The sequence below is a fragment of the Pseudomonas sp. Y24-6 genome, assembly GCF_020295325.1.
Lineage (GTDB): Bacteria > Pseudomonadota > Gammaproteobacteria > Pseudomonadales > Pseudomonadaceae > Aquipseudomonas > Aquipseudomonas gregormendelii.
Genome location: NZ_JACBXG010000001.1, coordinates 538,539 through 558,806 on the forward strand (window position 1 = coordinate 538,539; position 20,268 = coordinate 558,806).

18 protein-coding genes are annotated in these 20,268 nt (G+C 60.8%); 8 read left to right on the forward strand and 10 right to left on the reverse strand.

The window, feature by feature from the left end:
- Positions 1-6: 6 nt before the first annotated feature.
- Both HYI44_RS02550 and HYI44_RS02555 read right to left on the reverse strand, forming a co-directional pair.
- Complete coding sequence (locus HYI44_RS02550; protein ID WP_045059043.1) at positions 7-1,377, reverse strand: heavy metal sensor histidine kinase; 1,371 nt, start codon at positions 1,375-1,377, stop codon at positions 7-9.
- On the reverse strand, positions 1,374-2,045 hold the full coding sequence (locus tag HYI44_RS02555; RefSeq protein ID WP_045059042.1) for a heavy metal response regulator transcription factor: 672 nt from the start codon (positions 2,043-2,045) through the stop codon (positions 1,374-1,376). The genes HYI44_RS02550 and HYI44_RS02555 overlap by 4 nt, the downstream gene beginning before the upstream one ends.
- A 188-nt stretch (positions 2,046-2,233) precedes the next feature.
- Here HYI44_RS02555 and HYI44_RS02560 point away from each other — a divergent pair, with 188 nt between their 5' ends.
- Both HYI44_RS02560 and uraH read left to right on the forward strand, forming a co-directional pair.
- Entirely contained in the window at positions 2,234-2,692 is a 459-nt protein-coding gene (locus tag HYI44_RS02560; protein WP_225568823.1) for a GlcG/HbpS family heme-binding protein, read from the forward strand.
- A 10-nt stretch (positions 2,693-2,702) separates the two neighbouring features.
- Entirely contained in the window at positions 2,703-3,113 is a 411-nt protein-coding gene (gene uraH / locus HYI44_RS02565; RefSeq protein WP_045059040.1) for a hydroxyisourate hydrolase, read from the forward strand.
- An 87-nt stretch (positions 3,114-3,200) separates the two neighbouring features.
- Here the strand turns inward: uraH and HYI44_RS02570 are convergent, their stop codons facing one another.
- On the reverse strand, positions 3,201-3,542 hold the full coding sequence (locus tag HYI44_RS02570; RefSeq protein WP_122838531.1) for a hypothetical protein: 342 nt from the start codon (positions 3,540-3,542) through the stop codon (positions 3,201-3,203).
- Positions 3,543-3,731: 189 nt separating this feature from the next.
- On the opposite strand from HYI44_RS02570, the gene HYI44_RS02575 reads away from it, so the two are divergent.
- Complete coding sequence (locus tag HYI44_RS02575; RefSeq protein ID WP_122838645.1) at positions 3,732-3,968, forward strand: hypothetical protein; 237 nt, start codon at positions 3,732-3,734, stop codon at positions 3,966-3,968.
- A 109-nt stretch (positions 3,969-4,077) separates the two neighbouring features.
- A complete protein-coding gene (locus tag HYI44_RS02580; RefSeq protein WP_225568670.1) occupies positions 4,078-6,249 on the forward strand; it encodes an ATP-binding protein in 2,172 nt (723 codons plus the stop codon).
- A gap of 64 nt (positions 6,250-6,313) precedes the next feature.
- On the opposite strand, the gene HYI44_RS02585 is transcribed toward HYI44_RS02580, so the two are convergent.
- On the reverse strand, positions 6,314-7,414 hold the full coding sequence (locus HYI44_RS02585) for a polyamine ABC transporter substrate-binding protein (RefSeq protein ID WP_122838529.1): 1,101 nt from the start codon (positions 7,412-7,414) through the stop codon (positions 6,314-6,316).
- 594 nt (positions 7,415-8,008) lie between these two features.
- Positions 8,009-9,007 carry a bile acid:sodium symporter family protein gene (locus HYI44_RS02590; protein ID WP_122838528.1) on the reverse strand — a complete coding sequence of 333 codons (999 nt, stop codon included), beginning with the start codon at positions 9,005-9,007 and terminating at the stop codon, positions 8,009-8,011.
- An 85-nt stretch (positions 9,008-9,092) separates the two neighbouring features.
- Here HYI44_RS02590 and HYI44_RS02595 point away from each other — a divergent pair, with 85 nt between their 5' ends.
- A complete protein-coding gene (locus HYI44_RS02595; protein ID WP_122838644.1) occupies positions 9,093-9,881 on the forward strand; it encodes an AraC family transcriptional regulator in 789 nt (262 codons plus the stop codon).
- An 11-nt stretch (positions 9,882-9,892) separates the two neighbouring features.
- Here HYI44_RS02595 and treS read toward each other — a convergent pair whose 3' ends face one another.
- Positions 9,893-11,959: a maltose alpha-D-glucosyltransferase gene (gene treS, locus HYI44_RS02600; RefSeq protein WP_225568671.1), complete on the reverse strand. Its 2,067-nt coding sequence runs from the start codon at positions 11,957-11,959 to the stop codon at positions 9,893-9,895.
- A 200-nt stretch (positions 11,960-12,159) separates the two neighbouring features.
- Here treS and HYI44_RS02605 point away from each other — a divergent pair, with 200 nt between their 5' ends.
- From HYI44_RS02605 to HYI44_RS02615, 3 genes are all read left to right on the forward strand, one after another.
- Entirely contained in the window at positions 12,160-12,666 is a 507-nt protein-coding gene (locus HYI44_RS02605; RefSeq protein ID WP_122838526.1) for a sigma-70 family RNA polymerase sigma factor, read from the forward strand.
- A complete protein-coding gene (locus tag HYI44_RS02610; protein ID WP_225568672.1) occupies positions 12,663-13,637 on the forward strand; it encodes a FecR family protein in 975 nt (324 codons plus the stop codon). Before HYI44_RS02605 ends, HYI44_RS02610 begins: the two co-directional genes overlap by 4 nt.
- A gap of 154 nt (positions 13,638-13,791) precedes the next feature.
- Complete coding sequence (locus HYI44_RS02615; protein ID WP_225568673.1) at positions 13,792-16,233, forward strand: TonB-dependent siderophore receptor; 2,442 nt, start codon at positions 13,792-13,794, stop codon at positions 16,231-16,233.
- A 6-nt stretch (positions 16,234-16,239) separates the two neighbouring features.
- Here HYI44_RS02615 and HYI44_RS02620 read toward each other — a convergent pair whose 3' ends face one another.
- The 4 genes from HYI44_RS02620 to HYI44_RS02635 form a co-directional block, all read right to left on the reverse strand.
- Positions 16,240-17,748, reverse strand: coding sequence for a tripartite tricarboxylate transporter permease (locus HYI44_RS02620; RefSeq protein ID WP_122838523.1), 1,509 nt, complete (start codon positions 17,746-17,748; stop codon positions 16,240-16,242).
- Positions 17,749-17,766: 18 nt separating this feature from the next.
- Positions 17,767-18,261, reverse strand: coding sequence for a tripartite tricarboxylate transporter TctB family protein (locus tag HYI44_RS02625; protein ID WP_122838522.1), 495 nt, complete (start codon positions 18,259-18,261; stop codon positions 17,767-17,769).
- Between the two features lies 1 nt (position 18,262).
- The gene (locus HYI44_RS02630; RefSeq protein ID WP_412548468.1) at positions 18,263-19,228 is read right to left on the reverse strand and encodes a tripartite tricarboxylate transporter substrate binding protein; all 966 of its coding nucleotides are present in this window, start codon (positions 19,226-19,228) and stop codon (positions 18,263-18,265) included.
- Positions 19,229-19,374: 146 nt separating this feature from the next.
- The gene (locus tag HYI44_RS02635; RefSeq protein WP_122838520.1) at positions 19,375-20,256 is read right to left on the reverse strand and encodes a LysR family transcriptional regulator; all 882 of its coding nucleotides are present in this window, start codon (positions 20,254-20,256) and stop codon (positions 19,375-19,377) included.
- Positions 20,257-20,268 lie beyond the last annotated feature (12 nt).

Consider the following 20,268-nt stretch of genomic DNA (forward strand, 5'->3'; position numbering starts at 1 on the left):
ATTCGCTCAAGTCTCGGCGAGCGGAAAACCCAGGCGAAAGCGCGTGCCGGTTTCGTCACTGTCCACGCTCACCCAACCGTCATGCAGGTGCATGATCGACCGGACGATGGCCAGGCCCAACCCGCCGGAATCATCAGGCTGATTGCGTGACGGGTCGCACCGGTAGAACCGTTCGAACAATCTCGGAAGATGTTCCGCAGCGATCGGCGCGCCCTGGTTGTGCACCGTGATCTCCAGGCGGTCCTGCAGCAGGGTGCTGCTGATCGTCACCGCCGTGCCAGGCGTCGCGTAGCGCAGGGCATTGGCCAGCAGGTTGGCCAGTGCCCTGCGCACCAGGCCGGGGTCGGCCAGCAACTGATCATGGGCCTGGTTGATCAGCCCTACCTCGCGCTCCTGCGCCACGCCTTCAAAGTAATCACAGAGCTGCTCGATCAGCTCGTGCAAGTCGATTTGAACGGCTTTCACCGCCGCGTCGGACTGCTCGGTGCGGGCGAGAAACAGCATGCTGTCGATCATTCGCGCCAGACGCTCGTATTCTTCCTGATTGGATACCAGCAGGTTTTGGTAATCCTCGATTGAACGACTGTGCCGCAGTGTCTGCTGGGTATGGCCCATCAGGTTGCTCAGCGGCGTGCGCATCTCATGGGCCAGGTCTTCGGAAAAACGCGACAGCTGGGCAAAGCCGTCTTCCAGTCGTGCGAGCATCTGGTTGAGTGCATGGCTCAGCGCCTGCAGCTCACTGAGTTCACTGAACTCATCCAGGCGCAAATGCAGGTGCTGCACATCGATCCCGGCAGCACGCCTGGCCAACAGGCGCACCGGTCGCAAACCACGCTGGCTGACCCACCAGCCCAGCACAAAAGCCAGCAGCGCACCGACCGACATGGCCAGCCAGAGCTTGAATCGATAGGCCGCCAGCATCTGCTCTCGCTCACCAAGCAACTTGCCGGCGATCAGGGTGAGACGGCGGTCGCCCTGGGTGACATCCTTCCAGGCAAGACGCACGGGTTCTGACGCATCTGCGTCAGCAACGAGCGCCTGGGGGGTGGCTGGCAACCTTGGCAGGTTCATCTGGGCCGGGTTGATTTCGATCAGCACCTGGCCGCTTTCATCGAGGATCCACAGCAGGTTGTCGCGATTGCCCAGCATGTTCTCATAGAGCTTGGGCCGACTGCGCAATTGCTCGACGCTGTCGCTGTCGTTGATTAACGCCTGCATGCGCTCGAGGCGACCGAGCAAGGCCTGGTCATCGCGCCAGGCGATCTCCCGCTCCAGGGACTGATACAGGTAAAAGCCGATCGCGCCCAGCAACAGTGCGCTGACGAGCGCGAACATCACCGCCAGGCGCAGGCTGAGGGCGCGCGGGAACAGGTTCAGGATTGCACCTCGAGCATGTAGCCAATACCGCGCACGGTGTGGATCAACTTAAGCGGGTAAGGATCATCCACCTTCGCCCGCAAGCGACGGATCGCGACGTCGACCACGTTGGTGTCACTGTCGAAGTTCATCTGCCAGATCTGCGAGGCGATCAGCGAACGTGACAATACCTCCCCTTCCCGACTGAGCAGCAAGTGCAGCAGGGCGAACTCCTTGTTGGTCAGGATCAGGCGCTCCCCGCCGCGGGTGACCTTGCGCCGCAGCAGATCCAGGCTCAGGTCGCCGACCACGAAATGTTCGACCTCACGCGGTGGGCCGCGGCGCAGCAGGGTGCGCACCCGGGCCAGCAATTCGGCATAAGAGAAAGGTTTGACCAGGTAATCGTCAGCACCCAGTTCCAGCCCTTTGACCCGATCGTCCACCGAATCCCGGGCCGTCAGGAACAGTACCGGGGTCTGCCATTTGCGCCGGATGATCTGCAGCAATTGCCAGCCATCCAGGCCGGGCAGCATGACGTCGAGGATGATCAGGTCGAACTCGCTCTCCTGAGCCAGGTGCTGGCCGTCCAGCCCGTTCAGGGCGATCTCGACCACATAGCCCGACTCAGTCAGGGCCTTGCGCAGGTAATCCGCCGTCTTCGCTTCGTCTTCAACCACCAGGATACGCATTTTTTCCTCCAGTACTGGCGCATAGGCTAGCCCGCTTCGCGCGGTTCTCACATTACATATTGGTAATGATCGGGCAATCATCCTGAGCGGACGTGCCGGGCATCATGGCGACCAATGACTTAACCCGCCCCGATCAAGGAACAAGCATGCGTACCGGCCTATCGACTTCATTGCTGATCACTCTCGCCATGAGCCCTGTATTCGTCCACGCCGCCCAGGCGCCAGTGCCGCGCATGGACATTACGCTGGCGCTGGCCAATGACTTGCTCAATGCCACGCTGGGCGCCTGCCACGCCGATGGCCGCACGGCCGTTGCCGCCGTCGTCGACCGTGGCGGCAACCTGGTCGCCGTGCAGCGCGACGACAACGTCGGCCCGCACAACACGCTGGCCGCTCAACGCAAAGCCTACACCGCGCTATCGACCAAGACCTCGACGCGCCTTCTCGCCGAACGCGCTCGCAGCACCCCGGATGCAGAAAACCTCAACACCTTGGGTGAATTGTTACTGCTGGGTGGGGGCGTGCCGTTGCAGTTCGAGGGCCAGGTGATCGGCGCCATCGGAGTGGCCGGCGCCGGTGGCGCTGCATTCGATGAAGGCTGTGCACTGGCTGCTATCAACCAAGTCCTCCCCGCTGTTAAAAACTAAGGAAATCACCATGACTGTATTGAAATCTCTCTTCGCCGGCGTCGTATTGAGCGCCCTGTCGACCCTGGCATCAGCGGCAGCCAACCCGCTGAGCGTCCACGTACTCAACTTGCAGGATGGCCTGCCCTCCCCCGGGGTCAACGTCACGCTGGAAAAACAGGACGGCAAGAACTGGGACATGCTCAACAGCGCCGCGACCAACGAACAGGGTCGGGTTACCGGTTTGTATCCGGAAGGCCAGAACCTGGAGAAAGGCACGTACCGCGTCACCTTCAAGACTGGCGAGTGGTTCAAGGCGCACAAAGTGGCCAGTTTCTTCCCGGAAGTACCGGTGATTTTCGAGGTGGATGGCACCGTTCCTCACTACCACATCCCCCTGCTGCTCAGTCCTTACGGGTTTTCGACCTACCGGGGTAACTGAAGCACAAAAAAAACCCCGCAACCGAATGAGGTGCGGGGTTAAAAAATTGGTTGGTTGCGGCCAACCAAAGGAGCTCTGTAGTAAACCTTAGATGCAGTCCTGTGCTGCACGTTCAAAACTGGAAGGCAGTAAATTCGACGCCAGCAAGTGCCGCTCATAGATGAACACTTTGCCGCCGTGGCCGGCCTTGTAGGCTTCCAGCACGTTGTCCGCCGAGATTTTGCTCGGCACCACGATCCGGTAGCTGCGCTGTGTCTGGGAAACGGTCGGATGCAACGCACTGCCCTGCAACTTGGGTACGACGCAGTCAGCGTACTGGGCCGGAGTCTTGCTGGTTTGCAAGGTCATGGTTGGATCGTTCGGCGCGGAGGCACAACCGGCCAGCAGCAACGAGGCAAACGCCATGGCAAAAACAAAAAGAGCACGCATCAATCTCATCCTGAAAAAAATTGGGCGATTCAGCAGTTGAACGGCATCGCCCTGTTCGATGATGGTGATTTTCCGGGTATTGTCAGCAAAGTAGAACTTGCCTTTGGTGATGTTCACTATTACTTCTAGCAATAGTTGCCCGCCGGCCCGGCAGGCATGCCAGCTAACAAGATCGATGAGGGTCTCTATTTGAGAACTTTTGACTTTATCCGCGACGCCGTCTTGCCCCAGTACCGTGAACGGGTGGCCGAATATCTGGTGGAGTACGAAAGCGTGTTATTGAGCGAGCCTGCGCCGAGCCCGGAGCTGGCGCGGGACACTGCCAATCAGCTGCGCGGCTACCTGCGCGGCCTGAACACCACGCGTGTATTGGGCATGGCAGATCTGGAGGAGCTGGACCGGCGTCTGGCAGATACCTGGCTGTAAGTTCGGCCGCGGCCTTGCTGTGCAAGCAAAACCCCGAGCCTTCGATCAAACCGGTTGAACCTACCCGCCGCCCTGCCCCTCGGATATTAAAACCTGAGTGGGTACACCCATGGACATCGAGGACACACTGCTGCGCCAGCGCAAGGTGCTTGCCGAATTTGGCGAGCTGGCCCTGGTGTCGGACGATCTTGAGCACATCCTCGACGAGGCCTGTCGCCTGGTGGGTGAGGCGCTGGAAACCAATCTCGCCAAGTTTATGTTGCTGCGTGAAGACGGCATCACTTTCCTGGTGCGCAACGGGATTGGCTGGACGCCGGATGTCGTGGGCAAGGTCCAGGTGCAAGCCTGTGAAGGCAGCCCGGAGCGCTACTCCCTGGACACCGATCTGCCGGTGATCTCGGTGGATGTCGCCACCGAAACTCGCTTCCGCTACCACGACTTCCAGATCAGGAATGGCGTGCAAGCGTTTGTCAACGTGCTGGTGTACGGTGCCACCGAGCAGCGTCCGTTCGGGATTTTCGAAGTCGACAGCCGCTGCCCTCGTGAATTTACCGACAGTGACATTGATTTCCTGCGGGTCTACAGCAATCTGCTGGGGGCGGTCCTCAAGCGCTTCAATACCTTGCAGGTCATGCGGTCCACCGAAGAAAAACTGCGCGAAAGCGAGAAGCATTACCGGATCGCCGCAGAGCTCAATCCGTTGTGGCCCTGGAGCGCCGACAGTCAAGGCGCGCTGATTTCCATCGATCAGCGCTGGTACGAATACACCGGGCTGAACCCGGCGCAAACGCTGGGTCGGGAGTGGACCCAAGCCGCCCACCCTGATGATCGCCAATCCCTGGCGCAAGGCTGGGATCATTCGCTGGCGACCCTGGAACCTTTCGATCTGCACGTCCGATTGCGCAAGCACGATGGCGAGCTACCCTGGTTCAGGGTGCGCGCCTTGTGCAGCCTCGACGCTGGCGGGCACAGCGAGCAATGGTATGGCACCCTGGAGAACGTTGATGACCGGGTGCAACTTGAGTCAGCGCTGCGCGACTGGAACGATTTGCTGGAAGACCGAATCGCCCAGCGCACCGCGCAGCTTGAGGCCGAACAGCACGAGCGGGCCATGGCAGAATCCAAGCTTCGGCAAAGTCAGAAAATGGAAGCAGTCGGCCAGCTGACCGGCGGCATCGCCCACGACTTCAACAACTTGTTGGCCGGGATCATTGGCAGCCTTGAGTTGATGCAGCGCCGCATCGACGCGGGTCAGCACAATCAGCTCACCCGCTACAACTCAGTCGCCATGACTTCCGCCTCCAGGGCGGCCGCCCTGACTCAGCGGCTGCTGGCGTTTTCCAGACAACAATCACTGGAGCCCGAACTGCTCGAACCGCGCACCGTCGTCGCGGGCCTGGAAGAAATGATCAGGCGTACGGTGGGGCCCAGCATTGTCGTCGAGTGCTCGTTCAGAGCGAGCGACCGCATCCGCTGCGACCTCAACCAGCTGGAAAATGCCCTGCTCAACCTCGCCATCAATGCCCGGGATGCGATGCCCGACGGCGGCACTTTGAACTTGATGGTTGATCGCTGCACCATTGATGCGGCAGCGTCCGCTGACAGGAATATGCCCCAGGGGACCTATGTCAGCATCTCGGTCACCGATTCGGGTACGGGTATCAGCCCGGATATCCTCTCGCGCATCTTCGACCCTTTCTTCACCACCAAGAAAATAGGTGAAGGCACCGGCCTGGGCCTGTCGATGATCTATGGCTTCACCCAGCAATCCGGGGGCCAGATCAAGGTCCACAGCAGCCTCGGGGTCGGTACGACCGTCACCATGTACTTCCCGGTAGACCGTTCGCTGCCGGGGCATAGCCGAAAAAAAGCCAGCGAAGCGCATTCCACGCTACGGGCTGCCCACAACGAAGTCATCCTGCTGGTGGACGATGAAAAAGCCATCCGGCAGATGGTCTCGGAGTTTCTGAGCGAGATGGGCTATCGCGTGATCGAAGCCGTGGACAGCGTGTCAGCCATCAAGCAGGCGGAAAAACTCGACCATCTGGACTTGTTGCTGACGGATATAGGTTTGCCAGGCGTGATGAACGGAGTCAGCCTGGCTGCGGAATTCAGGGGGCTATACCCGTCGCTCAATGTGCTGTTCATTACCGGTTTTGCCGCAGGTTCGCGCCTGGTCACGGTGGATGCGTCCACCCAGGTATTGCCCAAGCCGTTCAGCCTCAACGATCTGGGCCATCGGGTGCGCGAGCTGCTTGATTCAGGCCTGGGCAGCACATAGCTGTCGCTCTGGCCGGCGAAGCTCCGCGCACACCGTCGTTTCGCCGACGGTGTGGAGCGAGGGGTTATTTGTCGGACTTGATACTGGTCCACACCCGAGTACGCACCCGCTCAAGTTTCTGTGGCAGCGGTTGCACGACGTAAAGGGTTTTCAGGGCTTCGCTGGTCGGGGTCAGGTTCGGGTTGCCGGTGATGTCTTTGTTGATCAGCGCGATCGAATCCTTGTTGGCGTTGGGGTACCCGAGGAAATCACTGATCGGGGCGATGACTTTAGGGTCCAGCAGGGTATTGAGGAACTCGTGGGCTTCCTCGACGTTCTTCGCACTTTTGGGAATGGCGAAGGTGTCGAACCAGATCGGCGCGCCTTCCTTGGGCAGGCGCCAGTCCACCACTACGCCATTACCCGCTTCCTTGGCGCGGTTGCCGAATTGATAAAAGCTGCCTGAATAACCAATGGCGACGCAGATGTCACCGTTGGCAATGTCGGTCATGTATTTGGCAGAGTTGAAGTAGGTGACATACGGGCGGATTTTCATCATCAACGCCTTGGCTTTTTCGTAGTCATCGGGATTCTGGCTGTTGGGATCCAGGCCAAGGTAATGCAGGGCCAGCGGCAGGATTTCCGAAGGCGAGTCGAGCATGGCCACGCCACAAGCCTTGAGCTTCTCCATGTTCTCGGGCTTGAATACCAGGTCCCAGCTGTCCACCGGGGCATTCTCGCCAAGTGCAGCCTTGACCTTGGCCGGGTTGAAGCCGATCAGCACGGTGCCGTACATATAGGGCACGCCGTAGAGGTTGCCGGGGTCGTTCTTGTTCAACAGCTTGAGCAGTTCCGGGTCCTGATGGCTCCAGTTCGGCAGCTTGGATTTGTCGAGTTTCTGGAACACGCCAGCCTTGATCTGGGTTTCGATGAACTGGTTCGACGGCACCACCAGATCGTACCCGGAGTTACCCGTCAACAGCTTGGCTTCCAGTGACTCGTTGGTGTCGAAGGTGTCCCAGGTCACCTTGATGCCAGTGTCCTTGGCGAAGTCCTTGGGCACCGATGGCAGGATGTAGTCTGCCCAGTTATAAACTCTCAGTTCGCGCTGTTCGGCGTGTGCCGCGGCGGCCAGCAGTGTCAGCCCGCACAGGCCTGCACCCAGAATGCGTTTCATCGTTTGCATTGATTTCCCCAAGTGTGACGTCAGTACGATGGTTTTTATGTTCTGTACACGGCAGCAGGCTTGAAAAATAGCCAAAGGCAAGGAGCAGCAGGAATCTGGTCGTCGTAGCGACTGCTACCGATTCTTGCTGACAGCAGGGTCGGTTCACAGTGGGCGATTGGCCAAAAGGGGATCGAAACGGCCAAAATACTTGTCCGCAAATGGACGTCGCAGGGTTTTATCGACTATACGAAAAAGCCCGCTCTAAGCGGGCTTCGGATTTCGAGTAGGTGGCCAGTGCTGGTCTCCGGCTTACAAGGTTTATCAGGACTCCCACACAAGCGCTTTGTATTTACTGCACTAGTGCTTCACACGGCATCAGGGCTGGATCTCAGCGCGGAGATCTTTCTAACCGTGTACCCTTCGGAACGCTGCCCCGCGTCTCCTCGCTATCCGCTTGCGCATCAGTCTGCGTCTTCACCTACACCTTCAGGATAGCAAAAAACCTCCATTTTCAAACTGCTCGATTAGATTGATTCGCTCTGGCGCTAGAACCTCGTGAAGCTAAAACCAGCCTGAAATTCCTTGCCGTTCAATACGAATCCTGCTGCCACATCAGGGGTCCACCTGCCCCATCAATTCGGCAACGCTCTCTTGGCGCTTGGCATAACGCTGCGCCAGCACTGCACAGACCATCAGCTGAATTTGATGGAACAGCATCAGCGGCAGGATCAGCACGCCGATGGTGCTGCCGGCGAAAAGCACCTGTGCCATCGGCACCCCGGTGGCCAGGCTCTTCTTCGAGCCACAGAACAGGATAGTGATGCGGTCTTCCTGGTTGAACCCGAACACCTTGCCCAGCACCGTGGCGGAAGCCAGCACCAGCGCCAGGAAGATGCAGCACACCAGCACCAGGCCCGCCAGCTCCCATACCGGAATCTGCTGCCAGATGCCCTCGTTCACCGCCTCGCTGAAAGCACCGTAGACCACCAGCAGGATCGAGCCCTGGTCGACGAATTTGAGCCAGCTCTTGTTGCGTCCCACCCACGCCCCTATCCAGCGTCGGGCGATCTGCCCGGCAATGAAGGGCAGCAGCAGTTGCACGCTGATCTTCATGATCGCATCGAGGGTTGATCCGCCGTCGCCGTGCACGTCCAGCAGCAAGGTCACCAGCAAAGGCGTCAGGAAAATCCCGAACAGGCTGGACGCCGCCGCACTGCAAATGGCCGCCGGAATATTGCCCCGTGCCAGGGACGTGAAGGCGATTGCCGATTGGACTGTGGCGGGTAAAGCACAGAGGTACAGCATGCCCATGTAAAGCTCGTCGCCAATCAGTGGCGACAACAGCGGTTTGAGCGCCAGCCCAAGCAGCGGGAACAGCACGAAGGTCAGGCCAAATACCAAAAGGTGCAGGCGCCAGTGACCGGCGCCGGCGATGATCGATTCACGGGAAAGTTTGGCTCCGTGCAGGAAAAACAGCAGCGCAATGGCGATGTTGGTCAGCCAGCCAAAGCCCACTGCGACCTGACCGCTGGCAGGCAGCACGCTGGCGATAACGACCACGCCAATCAGGGTCAGGGTGAAATTGTCGGGCAGGAAACGAGGGCGAGTCATCAGATCATCATCCGGGGGTTGCCAAGTACGTGGGACCGACTCTAACGTGCCTGCTGATTACCGACTAACGCCGATGAGCCAGCTGATGCCGCCTAAAGGACATGAAAAAAGCGTAAGGCGCAGTGTACCCGGGCTTCCCAGCCTGCCAAGACCGGTCTACGGTCGTACCGAATCACTGCCCAATCGCGCGCTGACCCGCCGCCACAGTCACCCATGGGTGCAGTTGTCGTATGCGATTCAGGGCGTATTGGAGGTCCAGACCAGTGTGGGCCGCTTCGTAGCGCCACCCGAACGGGCGGTATGGATACCGGCGGGCATGCCGCATCGGGTGTTCAGCTCGCCGCGCACGGAAATGCGCAGCCTGTACCTGGATTGCAGCGTGACGCAATGGGCGCCGCCGCGTTGCCATGTGCTGGGGGTCAGTGATCTGCTGCGCGAGTTGATCAGGGCGTTCAGTAAAATCCCCGTAGAGTATGAGCAGCACGGCGCCCATGGGCGGCTGACTCAGGTATTGCTGGACCAGCTCGCGGAGGCGCCGACGATCGACTTGATGCTGCCGCTGCCTCAGGATCTTCGTTTGCGGCAGATCTACCAGAGCCTGCAGGCCCATCCGGAACAACAGACAACCCTGGCGCACTGGAGCCAGAAATTCGGCGTGACGGAAAAGACCCTGAGCCGCCTTTTCCTTCGCGATACCGGCCTGACCTTCCGCGCCTGGCGCCAGCGTCTGCGCCTGCTGGGCGCGCTCACCCCGCTGGAACGGGAAGAACGAGTGACCGATGTGGCGCTGGCCTGCGGTTACGAATCGACCTCGGCATTCATTGCGGCGTTTCGGCAGCAGTTTGGCGAAACGCCGGGGGAGTTTTTCAGGTAGCTATTGGTTAATCAGATCATCGGCGAAGTGCTCACCACCCGCAGCGCCAGGCCCTCGTAGGCATCCAGGGTGATGGTGAAATCACCTTCGGCCGTGAGGTCGCCTTCTACTCGTTCATTAATGATGTCGACCACCGGGCCCGGCGCGATGTTCGGCAGGTGCAGGGTTTCGGTAATCGGCGTCGAGCCGAAGTTCAACGCGGTGATTTGCGTGCCTTTGCCGGCGGGCAGCTCATGCACCATGACCAGGAGCCCCGGATGCTGCACATCTGGCACCAGGATCTGGCGGCTGGCGGCGATGTCGTAGGCGCGGCGCGCGGCGAGGATTTTCTGCAGCTGGGACGCGAAGGAGTCAGGGTCGTTCAACTGGGTCGGCAAGCTGCCATAAAGCGTCTTCGGCCGCGGCATCTGTCCGGCTGAAAGTGGCGCATCAGGGTTCAGATCGACCAGGTCATAGGCGCCCCGATGGATCCAGCGGGTATCGCCATCGAGCATCAAGTGCTCGACCTGTTCAGCGGGCAGTGGCAAGGCGCCCACCAGATCCCAGCCGGACAACGCAAACACGCCTGGCTGCATCGCGTTATACATCACCAGCAGCAGGTGCACCTGGCGGATCTGCGCGATATCTGCCGCAGTGATCGCGTCAAGATCACGAATCCCCAATGCCGCCGTGATGATGCTCGCCGTGGTGCATGACACGCCGTTGGTGACGAATTTAAGGTTATAGGGTGCATGTTCGCCGGCCAGGCGTTCGTACATCTGTTCGCGGATGTGCTCGCGCAGGATATTGCCGGGGAAGGTCTGGCCCTGATACAGATAGGTATCATGGGCGTGCAGCGTCCAGAAGTGCACCAGCTCCAGGGTCAGCTCGTCGTGGTTTTGCAACGCGTGGATCAGCGAGCCGGGGTCGATGCCCAGGGTGTGCATCTGACGCAGCATCAGGCGCAGGAACTCGGTATCCCCCATCAGCAAGGCATGCTGGTAGGCCGGACGGGTGATGAAGTCATAGGACAGGTCCGCGCCGCCATGGGACATGGCGGCGATGTCATCCACGGTCAGGTTCAACTCCTGGAAACTGAACCCGCCGGCCTTGCGGATCGCCCCCGCCAACAGCTGGTTGCCGGTGATCGACAGCGGGTGACTTTCCGACCAGGCGGTCCCATCGAGCTTGCGCTCCACGCCGAGAAAGCCATTGGCGTCCAGGCGCAGGATCTTCGCGCCCATCACGTCGATGGCGTGCAGGGCGTCGCCGATGATCATCTGCTGTGCAGCGAAGGTCGGGTCCAGCCAGTTCAATGACGGTTGGCCTTCCTTGAAGTAGTGCAGGTACACCCAGCGCCGCGGTTTACCGTCGACGCCGACCACTACCGGTGTAGCGCTCCAGTCGGTCTCCTTGACCCCTGGCTCGAAGAAAATCACCCGCTGCAACTGGCCGACGATGTAATGCTTGTCTCGCAAGACATCAACCTGCTGCAGGCTGAGGTTGTGCGCATCGCGCCCCTCTTCGATCTCCGGCAGCAGGGGCCAGTCTTCTTCGCGGATCTCGACCATGTGGTAGAGGCCCGGGTAATCCTCGTACGCCATCTCGGCCAGGCGAAAATCCGCGCCCTTGCCGGTGTGCGAAGGGATCACATCGTCGATGATCACCGCGTTATGCGCGGCGGCCATGCGGGTCAGCGCCTGCAACTGCGCCTCGGTGCCCAGTTGCGGGTCGATCTCGAAACTGATGCGGTCGAAATTACCGTCGATGGTCGGCGTCTGGACCGTGCCGCGCAAACCACCGGACATTTTCAGCGGCCCATTGTGAATACCCTGGATACCGATTTTCGACAACGCATGCCACAGGGTTTCATCGCCAAGAGCCTCAAGCACGGTGCCGTCTTCACGGGTGACGATGGATGCCGGATACGCGGTGAACCACACTGAAGACAGCGCCGAAGCATCTCGCGGGCGGGTATGGGCAAACGGCTGTTGCCACAAGCGGCCCTGCCCCGAGTAAAGCTTGGCCCGCTGGCGGGCGGCGTGCAGCATTGATTGTTGAACCAGCCAGGCCACATGGTTATTTTCCGCTGCCGTCATATAACAATCACCTGTGCTCGAGAATCGAAATCGCAGTCGCCATTGCGCTTCAATGGCACCGCTCGTTTTCATATGAGGGCCTGGGGCGGCATTCGTTGCATCTTCGACGCCGACCGACGCCACTATCGTGTGATTGCAGTGGCCATCCTCTCACAGGTAATATTGCGATCGATTCTCACTCACACCTGGAAAGCCGACCGGTGCAACCTTCCTCGACTCGCAAGCTGGGCTTCTTTTTCAGCGACCATCACCGCTGGTTGCTGCAGCACATCCAGCAACGCCTGCGCAATCACGCGGATGCCGAGGACACTGCCGCCGATACGTTCTGCCAGCTATTGGCGGCGCGGGTCGACCCGGACAGCATCGAACAACCGCGCGCCTACCTGTCGACCATCGCCCGCCGGCTGATCTTTGACCGCCACCGTCGGCGCAAACTGGAACTGGCCTATCTGGAACGCCTGTCATTGCTGCCGGAAGCACTGGCGCCCTCCCCTGAAGAGCAAATGCTGCTGATTGAAGCACTGGTCGCCATCGACAAGGCCATCGATGGCTTGCCGTCGATCGTCAAGGCGACTTTCCTTTACAGCCAGCTCGACGGGCTGAGCTACGTCGCCATTGCGCAGAAACTGGGCTTATCGGAGCGCACCGTCAGCCGCTACATGAAGCAGGCCCTGCGTCAGTGCTATTTGAGCGAGATGACGCCATGAGCAAGCTGCGCCTGGACCCGGTCAGCGAGCAAGCCATCGACTGGATGGTCAAGCTTCGCGCCGACACCCCGGATGCCGCATTGCAAACGCGCTTCAATGCCTGGTTGGCGATGGACCCGGCGCACCTGCAGGCCTGGACTCAATTACAGGACCGGCTGGGTGCCTCGTTCAACACCGTTCGCGCCCTTGATCGCCGATTGCCCGGCCAGGCGAGTGAAGCGCGGCAGATCCTGCTGCAACCCCAAGGCTCTCGACGGGATGCTCTGCGGGTCATTGCCGGGCTGGGCCTGCTGGGCGGCAGTCTGTGGCTGTGCGCCCGCACCCCGCTGGGGGATTCGTTACTGGCCGACCTGAGCACCGGGCGCGGTCAGCGCCAGGCATTCGACCTCGCAGACGGCAGCCGTCTGAACCTCAACGCCAACAGCGCGGTGGACCTGCGCTTCGACGACCAGCAACGCCTGGTGGTTCTGCGTCACGGCGAATTGGTGATTCAGGTGGCACCCGATCCGCAACGTCCATTGCGTGTGCGCACCGCTCAAGGGCAGGTGCAGGCCCTGGGCACACGTTTCCTGGTGGCCCAGGAACAGGACGTCACACGGGTCGTTGTGCTGCAGCATTCGGTGCAGCTGCGACTGCCGGACGGCACCACACGGGATCTGCAGGAAGGCCAGTCCGCCCTGCTGGCCACTGGGCGCATCACGCCAACGGCCGGCGACCAGCGTGGTCGCGCCGACTGGCTGGTTGGACGCCTGAATGTGCTCGACGAACCCCTCGAGCAAGTGGTCGAGGCCCTGCGTCCGTACCAGCGCGGACTCATCCGGATTGCCCCGCAGGTGCGTCACTTGCGGGTCCAGGGTGTATTCCCCCTCGACGACCCGGCCCGGACCCTCGCCGCGCTGGCAGAAACCTTACCGATCCAGGTGGACAGCTACAGCCCGTGGCTGACGTTGATCCGGGCACGAAACACGTGAATGGAACTGGAAGCTGTGACCCTGTGGCGCTAGCCACAAGAAGGGTGCAAAACTCCAAGCGGAAAATATTTTTGAAAATACTTCTTATTCGTGTCCGGTTTTCGTTTCTCGTCCCACCTATCTCCTGACACTTTCACATCATCAGGAGAACGCTGTGTTCAACCCGTGGCCCCACGCCCTTTCCGTCGCCGTTGCCCTGGCAACCCTGGCTAGCCCCATCCTGGCTCAGGCGCAACCCCTGACCTTCAACCTGCCGGCCGGCCCCTTGGCCGCCACGTTGAATGCGATTGCCAGCCAAAGCGGGCATATCGTCTCGCTTGAACCGGCGCTGGTACAAGGCAAGCAGGCGCCTGCGGTGGTCGGCCGGATGCTCCCCGAACAGGCGATGAACCAGGCACTGACCGGCAGCGGCCTGCAATTGCGCGTGACCGGGCAAGGCAACTTCAGCGTCGAGCCTGGCGCCGATGGCAGCGCGGCAGTGCAGCTGGGGGCGACCACCATCGTTGAGAACAGCGTCGTGGCCACGACTGAAGGCTCCGGCTCCTATGCCGCGCGGGCCGTGACCATCGGCAAGGGAACCCACACCCTCAAGGAAATTCCGCAGTCAGTCACCGTGATGACTCGCAAACAGATGGACGACCAGGGCCTGACCGACCTCAAGGACGCCGCCAACCAGACCACCGGCCTGGTCGGTGTGCAAGGCGTGGGCAAAGGCATGATCCTCACTTCCCGCGGCTTCCAGATCGATGACTGGCAGTACGACGGCGTGCCGATCCCACGCAACACCTACGCCCTGGGCAACTGGGCGACCCAGGACCTGATCTTCTTCGATCGCCTGGAAGTACTGCGCGGCGCATCAGGCTTGCTGCAAGGCACCGGCAGCCCTGGCGGTGCGATCAACCTGGTACGCAAACGCGGGCAGAACGCACCTACCGTGACCCTCACCGGCAGGGCCGGCTCCTGGGACCGTTATGGTCTGCAACTGGATGCCGGTGGCCCGCTGAACGAGAGCGGGACGGTGCGGGGACGCCTGGTTGCCGACGAGGACGACAGCCATTCGTTCACCGATTACGAGTGGAGCAAAACCCACTCGCTGTACGGCGCTCTCGACGTCGACTTGCGCGAGGACACCACCCTGGGCCTGGCCGTCAGCCGCTCCGACAACGAGTCGCGCCCGATCATTCGCGGCCTGCCCCGCTATGCCAATGGCGACGGGTTGAACGTGCCCCGTTCGACCTTCACCGGCGCCACCTGGAACCACTCACAAATTGACGTGACCACTGTGTATGCCGACCTGGAACATCGCTTCAACGACGACTGGGCACTCAAGGTCGGTGCAGTGCGCATGACCGAAGACAACGACGCTATCAACCAGCGCCTGCAGTCCTCCGGAGCCGGTATCAATGCCGACGGTAGCGGGGTGCAATATGCCGACTTCGCGACTGACTTCGATGCCACCAAGATCGGCTTGGACATGAACCTCACAGGGCGCTTTGAAGCCTTGTCCATGCCCCAGGAAATCATGCTTGGCAGCAACTACTCAAAGTTGAAGTCCGACGACAAATTCGCCCGCACCTTCAACAACAGCAGCGACACGATTTTCGACATCGACCACCATCGGCCCGAGATCAGCTACGAGGGTTTGCTCAATACTGCCGGTGGCCGCGCGACTCTCAGCAAATACGACATCCGGCAAAAAGGTATCTACGGCAGTTGGCGGGTCAAGCCGATTGAGCCGCTGACCCTGGTGCTCGGCTCCCGGGTCAGCTGGTACGACTACAGCTACAAATCGGCGGACCAGCAAGCCTTCGCCAATGTCGCCACTACCAACGCGCCAAGCACCATGAGCGAGAACGGTGAAGTCACGCCCTACGCCGGCATTGTCTACGACCTGAACCGCGAATGGGCGGTATACGCCAGCTACACCGACGTGTTCGAACCCCAGACCGCACGCACCGTCAGCGGCTCGGTGCTCAAGCCGGTTATCGGCAGCAACTACGAAATCGGCCTCAAAGGAGAGCTGATGGACGGCCGTGTCAACACCTCCCTGGCGCTGTTCCGCTACGACCAGGAAAACCGCGCGGTCAACGATATGGCCTCGGGGTTCGCCTGTGACGACTGGTATTGCTCCACTGCTTCGGGGAAAGTCCGCAGCCAGGGGCTCGATGCGGAGATCAGCGGTGAAGTGCTCGATGGCCTGCAGCTGTTCGCCGGCTACACCTACAACACCACCAAATACCTCGACGACCCGGACAACGAAGGCAAGACCTTCAGCACCTGGACACCCAAGCACATGCTGCGGGTGTGGAGCGACTACCAGTTCAGCGGCGACTTCAGCCGCGTCAGCACCGGCCTGGGTTTCACCACGCAAAGCCATACACTGGGCTACGAACATACCTACGAGGTGCCGGGTTACACCGTGTGGAATGCGCGACTCGGCTATCAGGCCACTCCGGAAATCGGCCTGGCACTGAACGCCAACAACCTGTTCGACAAGCACTACTATTCCGCCGGCTACAACCAGCTCAATGGCAACAACTACTTCGGTGAGCCGCGCAACCTGATGTTCAGCGTCAAATACACTCCCACCTTCTAAGCCGGCTCAGTCGTCCTCATGCAGCTTGATGCCACGGGCATGCAGCAGCGGCGGGACCACCAGCACCAGCAGCGTCAACGCCAGGAACGCAGCCGATATCGGTTGCGTGACGAAGATCAGCCAGTCGCCCTCGCTGATCGACAAGGCGTTGCGCAGCTGTTTCTCCGCCATGGGCCCCAGCAGCATGCCGACGATCACCGGGGCCACAGGGAAATCGAATCGCCGCATCAACACCCCGCCCCAACCGATCCCCAGCATCAACAGTAGATCGAACGAAGAATGGCGCATGCCGTACACGCCGATTGTGGCAAACACCAGGATGCCGGCATTGAGGTAGGGCCTGGGGATCTGCAACAGCTTGACCCACAGGCCCACCAACGGCAGGTTCAACACCAGCAGAATCACGTTGCCGATGTACAGCGAAGCCACCAGCGTCCAGACAAGGTCCGCGGAGGTTTCAAAGAGCATCGGCCCCGGCTGCAGGTTGTAGTTCTGGAACGCAGCCAGCAGTATCGCCGCAGTGGCTGAAGTGGGGATGCCCAGGGTCAGCAGCGGCACCAGCGAGCCGGTGGCGCTGGCGTTGTTCGCCGCTTCAGGGCCGGCGACGCCCTCAATGGCACCCTCGCCTTTGTTCGCCGAGAACTCCTTGGGGTATTTGCTCAGTTTGCGTTCCGTGGAATAGGACAGGAAGGTCGGGATTTCCGCACCGCCAGCCGGAATCGAGCCAAACGGAAAGCCGATCAGGGTTCCGCGCAGCCAGGCGGGCACCGAGCGTTTCCAGTCCGAGCGGGTCATCCACAGCGAAGTCAGGCGATGTCGGCCCGAGGTTTCTTCTTTCTGATACAACAAGCTGTACAGCGCCTCCCCCACCGCGAACAACCCGACCGCCACCAGCACCACCTCGATGCCATCCACCAACTCGGGCACGCCCAGGGTGTAGCGCGCAATGCCGGAGGTCGAGTCCAGGCCGATCAAGCCGATCGCCAACCCCAGCCCCAGCGACGCAAAACCGCGCAGCATCGAAGCGCCGAGCACTGCCGACACCGTGGTGAATGACAACACCAGAATCGCGAAGTACTCCGCCGGCCCGAAGTTCAGCGCCAGCCTGGCCACCACCGGGGCGAACAACGTGAGCAGGACTGTGGCAATGGTGCCGGCCACAAATGAGCCGATCGCCGCCGTAGCCAGGGCGGGGCCGGCCCGGCCGTTGCGCGCCATGAGATTGCCCTCCAGCGCCGTGACCATGGACGACGACTCACCAGGGGTGTTGAGCAGAATGGAGGTGGTGGAGCCGCCGAACTGCGCACCGTAATAGATCCCGGCGAACATGATCAACGCTCCGGTCGGGTCGACCTTGGCGGTGATGGGCAGCAGCAAGGCCACCGTCAGTGCCGGCCCGATGCCCGGCAACACGCCAATGGCGGTGCCCAGCAGGCAGCCGATGAAGCCCCACATCAGATTGATCGGCGTCAGCGCTGCAGAGAAACCCATCGCCAGGCTTGAGAGAATGTCCACGGTGCCGATCTCCTGCAGTCAGATCCAGGCATTGACGAGCGGCGGCAGGGAAACCCCGAGGCCCGCATTGAACAGCCAGTAAATCGGCAGGGTCAGGGCCATGCCGATGGCGAGGTCGCGCACTGGCCGCCGGCTGCCGAAGCCTCGGGCCGCACAGGCGAACAACAAGGCGGCGGCCAGGACAAAACCGATGACATCGATCAGCACCGCCACCGCCACCAGCCCCGCCGTCACCCAGGCGGCACCAGCCTTGCCACCGGGCAGCGCCTTGGCAGATTCCTCATCGTGATCCGCCAGTTCGCGAAACCCGCCGGTGACTGCCTGGTAGCACAACAACAGCCCAACGCCGCCGACGAACGCCGCCAAGGCATAGGGGTAGACATAGGCCGGCAGGATCACAAAGCCCATTTCGGGCGGAAACTGCCAGGCGCCATACGCGAGCACCGCGCTGAGGGCGATCAGACCGACACCGATAGCCAGTTGCGCGGGCAGGACCGACCGGGTGCCGGCCATCTCAAAGCAGCCCGACCTTGACCAGCATCGCGCGCAATCGCACCTGTTCTTCTTCAACGAACTTGCCGAACTCATCACCCGTCAGGATGCTGGGCGACCAGGCGTTGAGCTGGACATTGTCTTGCCAGACCCTACTCTTGGTCGCGCCTAACACTGCCTCGGTTACCTGGGTGCGTTGCTCGGGCGTGAGGTTCGCCGCACCGTACACACCGCGCCAGTTACCGATGGTCACGTCGTAGCCGCTCTCCTTGAGCGTCGGTGCGTCAATGCCTTCGACCCGGGTCGGCGCCCCGATGGCGAGGACACGGAACTGGCCGTTCTTGATGTACTGCCCCAACTCGGCATAGCCGCCGGTGATGACCTTGATCTGGCCGCCAAGGGCCTGCGCCACCACTTCGCCGCCGCCAGCGAAGGCGACGTAGTTGACCTTGTTCACCGGAATGTCCAGTTTGCCGGCCAACTCGGCGATGCCGATATGATCGATCGAGCCTTTGGAACCACCGCCGAAAGTGACGCTGGTGGGTTTCGCCTTGAAGTCCTTGATCAGGTCATCCAGGGTTTTATAGGGCGACTCCTTGCGCACGGCGAGCACGTTGTACTCGGTGAACAGACGGGCAATGGGCGTCACGTCCTTCAGGCTGATTTGCGGTTTGTTCTGCTCGATGCCGGCGACCATGATCGCGCCGATCACCAGCAATGCGTTGGGGTCGCCCTTGGTGCTATTGGCAAATTGCGCCAACCCCAGGGTGCCACCTGCACCGCCCTTGTTTTCGAAGGTGACCGACTTGGCGGTGCCCGCCTCGACCATGGCCTTGCCCAGAATCCGCGCCGTCTGGTCGTAACCGCCCCCCACCGACCCGGGGGCCATGAACTTGACGGTGTCGAGGGCGAAGGCCGGTGTGGCGAGTACAGTGGCGGCCAGGGCGACAGCGAGGCAGCGGCGCATTGAGTGAACCGGAGCAAACATGGAGGAATCTCCCGAGATCGTTGTTTTTATAAGCCTGCGATTCCACACAGCGTAGTACACCTGTGGGAGCGAGCTTGCTCGCGATGGACTGGGTATCACCATCAATGTCGCCGGCCAAAACACCATCACGAGATATCAAGCTTCACTCAGCTCGACTGGATATTCACCCGCAAAAACTCCATCAACTCCGCCGCGGCTGGCGACAGGCTGCGGTTCTTGCGGCACAGGATGCCAATCTGCCGCTCCACCTTGGGTTCCGCCAGCGGCAAGAACACCAGTTGATCATTGCCCAACGGAAACGCCAAAGACGGTAATGTCGTTATGCCGATGCCCTCTTCAAGCATGGCGATCAGCGAAATCATGTTGGAGACAAACAATAAGCTGCTCTGCAGCAACTCGTGGGCCTGTGTTCCTTCGAGCAGGCGCGAGGTACCGTTACGCACCAACGGGTAGGCTTGCAGGCTTGACCAGTGCAACTGCTCGCCCGCCGCCACCAATGGATGATCTTTGCGGCACACCACGCCCACCCGGTCGCTGAGGATTGGCAGGAAATCGATATTGTCATCCGGCATCCAGACGCTGCTTATGCCGAAATCCACCTGACCTTGCACCAACAGTTGCTGCACGCTATCGGCGTTGCCATCCTGAATGCTGATCTGGATTTTCGGGTGCTCGCTGACAAACTGTGCCAGCAGCCGGGGCAGTAGCCGGCTCGCCACCGACGGCACCGTCGCGATGCTCACCTGGCCAATTTCATGCCGGGCCAGCAGGCTCACTTCACTGGCGATCCGGTCGTGATGCGCGAGCAAATCCTGGAACAGCGGCAGGCAATGCTCACCGAAAGGCGTCAGTTCGGTTTTGCCGCCTTTCTCAAACAGCGCCTGCCCCAGTTTCTGTTCCAGCTCACGCACAGCAAGGGACAGCGCGGGCTGGGTGCGATACGCCTGTTTTGCCGCGCCATGGAAGCTCTTGAGCTGCGCGACCAGCACGAAGTAACGCAATTGAGTGATCTTCAGCTCTGGCAACACGGTAAGTTTTCC

Excerpts from the sequence above, each read along its gene's own strand:
- HYI44_RS02555 (WP_045059042.1), bottom strand. The coding sequence starts at position 2,045 with ATGCGTATCCTGGTGGTTGAAGACGAAGCGAAGACGGCGGATTACCTG.
- HYI44_RS02560 (WP_225568823.1), top strand. The coding sequence starts at position 2,234 with ATGAGCCCTGTATTCGTCCACGCCGCCCAGGCGCCAGTGCCGCGCATG.
- uraH (WP_045059040.1), top strand. The coding sequence starts at position 2,703 with ATGACTGTATTGAAATCTCTCTTCGCCGGCGTCGTATTGAGCGCCCTG.
- HYI44_RS02570 (WP_122838531.1), bottom strand. The coding sequence starts at position 3,542 with ATGCGTGCTCTTTTTGTTTTTGCCATGGCGTTTGCCTCGTTGCTGCTG.
- HYI44_RS02580 (WP_225568670.1), top strand. The coding sequence starts at position 4,078 with ATGGACATCGAGGACACACTGCTGCGCCAGCGCAAGGTGCTTGCCGAA.
- HYI44_RS02585 (WP_122838529.1), bottom strand. The coding sequence starts at position 7,414 with ATGCAAACGATGAAACGCATTCTGGGTGCAGGCCTGTGCGGGCTGACA.
- HYI44_RS02590 (WP_122838528.1), bottom strand. The coding sequence starts at position 9,007 with ATGACTCGCCCTCGTTTCCTGCCCGACAATTTCACCCTGACCCTGATT.
- HYI44_RS02595 (WP_122838644.1), top strand. The coding sequence starts at position 9,093 with ATGCCGCCTAAAGGACATGAAAAAAGCGTAAGGCGCAGTGTACCCGGG.
- treS (WP_225568671.1), bottom strand. The coding sequence starts at position 11,959 with ATGACGGCAGCGGAAAATAACCATGTGGCCTGGCTGGTTCAACAATCA.
- HYI44_RS02610 (WP_225568672.1), top strand. The coding sequence starts at position 12,663 with ATGAGCAAGCTGCGCCTGGACCCGGTCAGCGAGCAAGCCATCGACTGG.
- HYI44_RS02625 (WP_122838522.1), bottom strand. The coding sequence starts at position 18,261 with ATGGCCGGCACCCGGTCGGTCCTGCCCGCGCAACTGGCTATCGGTGTC.
- HYI44_RS02630 (WP_412548468.1), bottom strand. The coding sequence starts at position 19,228 with ATGTTTGCTCCGGTTCACTCAATGCGCCGCTGCCTCGCTGTCGCCCTG.